The organism is Microcoleus sp. S13_C3 (genome assembly GCF_036700905.1).
Lineage (GTDB): Bacteria > Cyanobacteriota > Cyanobacteriia > Cyanobacteriales > Microcoleaceae > Microcoleus.
Genome location: NZ_JAUBPT010000049.1, coordinates 45,947 through 48,735, shown reverse-complemented (window position 1 = coordinate 48,735; position 2,789 = coordinate 45,947). Strand labels below are relative to the sequence as shown.

Annotated in this window: 3 protein-coding genes; all 3 read right to left on the bottom strand. The window is 44.1% G+C overall.

Annotation, left to right across the window (positions count from 1 at the left end):
• Window positions 1-58: 58 nt before the first annotated feature.
• Complete coding sequence (locus QUA16_RS15425; RefSeq protein WP_333107675.1) at window positions 59-430, bottom strand: DUF4365 domain-containing protein; 372 nt, start codon at window positions 428-430, stop codon at window positions 59-61.
• A 135-nt stretch (window positions 431-565) separates the two neighbouring features.
• Window positions 566-1,783 (bottom strand): glycosyltransferase, encoded by a 1,218-nt coding sequence (locus QUA16_RS15420; protein WP_333107674.1) that lies wholly within the window; start codon window positions 1,781-1,783, stop codon window positions 566-568.
• A gap of 78 nt (window positions 1,784-1,861) precedes the next feature.
• The gene (gene rsmI / locus QUA16_RS15415) at window positions 1,862-2,743 is read right to left on the bottom strand and encodes a 16S rRNA (cytidine(1402)-2'-O)-methyltransferase (RefSeq protein WP_333107676.1); all 882 of its coding nucleotides are present in this window, start codon (window positions 2,741-2,743) and stop codon (window positions 1,862-1,864) included.
• Window positions 2,744-2,789: the final 46 nt, after the last annotated feature.

Here is a 2,789-nt window from a genome sequence, read left to right as displayed (position 1 = left end):
TTTGATTGTGTGAGTTATAAAATTATCCTATGTATTCAATTACTGTAATTAAACTTCACTACATATTTATTACTACCAAGCAGAGTTCCGCTTCTGTTTGTTGCAGCCAGTCATTGACTCTATCGGGAACAATGACCACAATTATAATTCTAGGAGGATAGGCGTTGCTTGTGCTCAATTCTTCGTAGTTTTTAATGTTCAGGGGATAGCGAAGGCTATTGTCGTTGAGGATATCTCTTGAGGTACATTTGACTTGAATGTAAAGAATGGGAAAGTTTGGTAAACCTGATGCTGCTATTCCCGTGATAATTAGGTCTACACCCAGCTTGTCTAGAGGAGTAGTTGTTCGCTGGCAGATGCACCCTGCTGCTGAGGCAATGGCGTAAATGTAGGCATAGCTAAATTCTTCTTTTTTGGTGTTGATGTCCATTAAACTGCTAACTCGGTCTTATAGCAATCCTAAATCATTTGTAAATTTCTTACTCCCTCCCCTTGATAAGGGGAGGGTTGGGGTGGGGTAAAAAATTTACGACGATGGTGAATAATAACAGCAGTATATCATCTGTCATTTGAATTTTGTTAACTGACCGAGGTTATGCTGAATCGCATTTGTCCCGCGAATATGAGACAAGGGAGAACCTCCATACAAAAAGCTATTCAAACTAACTTGATAATTTTGTTGAACTGCTAAATCCAACCACAAATTGTTAATCGCGTCTCCCGGCTTGTAGTCGGGGATGTTGTGCTGATAGTAAGGAAAACTGTCTATACAAGTATTGAAAAAGTTCTTGCGCCCGCAATGCTTTAAATACTGATATCGCGGTTTGAATTCTGTTTGATTTTCCAATACTGTATATATAGTATCTGCGAGAGATTCCGGGTCAAATTTGGCGTAAAGACCCGCACCTTCGGGGAAAACTGGCGAGTTGCCTCTGGCGTATTGGTTGAATTCTTCAAAACAAATTACTGGTACATTACAACTCATGGCTTCGGTAATGCCCCGGTTTTTTCCTTCGAGAAGGGAACCGAGGACGAATGCTTGGGCTCGCGAATAATATGTGGGGATTTCCCTGTAGTAGTCTACTCTTGGCACTAAGTTAATGTAGTCGGAGGGATTGGTTAAAATTTCCTCGACTTGTCGCCATTCTTTTAATGCGTACTCGTCGAGAGTTTTTAGGTTGCTAGCATCAAATTCGTGGCCGGTGACTACTGTTAATTTTATCGGTTTTTGCGGATATTTTTGGCGGTAAACTTTTAAGGCTTTGGCAATAATTGGCAAATTTTTTTCTTCGGAAATTCGCGCGACGGCTAGCAAGTCGATGTCTTTGGCGGGGACGTTGCGCGGGGAAATTAAGTATTCGTTGATGAAGTCGGTGTCTTGCAGTGGTATGATTGGTTTGTGGGCGCGATCGGGATAAGTTTCGCGAAACCACTTTTCTCGCTGCGGATTTTTGTATAAACTGGAGTAGGCGTCAGCTATGGGGGCCCAAGAATAGGAGATTCCGGGGGAATAGGTGAAGGAGAAAAATACTGAGGAAAGTTGGGGAAATAGTTTGTTTATTAGTTCGACTCCTTCGCTGAAGTAAATTCCTTTGATGAAACGCCCTTCGTAAAATAGTGGGGGAAGCAAGACGTAGAAACTGACGGTATCGAAGCGGTGGGGTTGGTCTTCAAATATCTCCCAGCTAAAGGCGTCTAAGTCTGCATAGATTTCGGCGATTGGTTTGTTGATGTGGGGGTTGCGTAAATATGGTTTTTGTCGATCGTAGTTTCCGCGTACCATATAATTCTGAGTGTGAGTATCTAGCTTTTTTTATTTAACCGCAGAGGGCGCAGAGGGCGCAGAGAAGAAGAGAGATATTCACAAGTCATCCACGGGTTGTTCTAGTGATTCATTGTCGCCTATTGTGAGGGCGAGTTGGTAGATTTGGCGGCGGGGGAGGGATGTTTGTTGCGCTAGCTGGCGGCTGGCTTGGGAACGACTTATTCCTTCTGCAATTAATGTTTGCAATTCTGCTTTAATTGCGTCTTCGGAAAATATTGGGGCGGCTGTTTGGATGCCGGCTATTACGAGGGTAAATTCTCCCTGGGGTTCGCGATTGGTGTAAAGCTCGATCGCACTTTCTATACTACCACGCCAAAACTCTTCGTGCATTTTGGTTAACTCTCTCGCCAGCACAATCTGTCTGTCGCTTCCCAAAGTATTTGCTAAATCTTGTAAAGTTTGTCGCAATCGGTGGGGAGATTCGTATAATATTATAGTGCGGGATTCTATTTGCAAAGCTTCTAAACTCTGTTGGCGTTCTTGACCTTTCACGGGTAAGAATCCTTCAAATACAAATCTCTCTGTGGGTAATCCTGATGCAGTTATGCCAACAATGCAGGCGGTCGGGCCGGGAATCGGAATAATGTTAATATTAGCATCGGCGCAAGCTTTTACTAACTCGGAACCTGGGTCAGAAATTCCCGGCATTCCGGCATCGGTGACGAGGGCGATATCTTTGCCTAAATGCAGTTTGTCGATGAGTTCGGGGAGTCGCTGCTGTTGGTTGTGTTCGTGATAGCTGATTTGGGGGGTTTTGATTTGGAAATGTTGCAAAAGTTTGCCTGTATGGCGGGTATCTTCGGCGGCGATGAAGTCTACTGTTTGCAAGATTCGGATGGCGCGAAAGGTCATGTCTTCGAGGTTGCCGATCGGGGTTCCTACGATGTAAAGTGTTCCTGTATTGGGATTTGCTTGCATTTTAAGATTGGGATTTTTTAAGGATGGGACACGGGCGGGACGCCCA

Coding starts and splice junctions, on each gene's coding strand:
- QUA16_RS15425 (WP_333107675.1), bottom strand. CDS start 430: ATGGACATCAACACCAAAAAAGAAGAATTTAGCTATGCCTACATTTAC.
- QUA16_RS15420 (WP_333107674.1), bottom strand. CDS start 1,783: ATGGTACGCGGAAACTACGATCGACAAAAACCATATTTACGCAACCCC.
- rsmI (WP_333107676.1), bottom strand. CDS start 2,743: ATGCAAGCAAATCCCAATACAGGAACACTTTACATCGTAGGAACCCCG.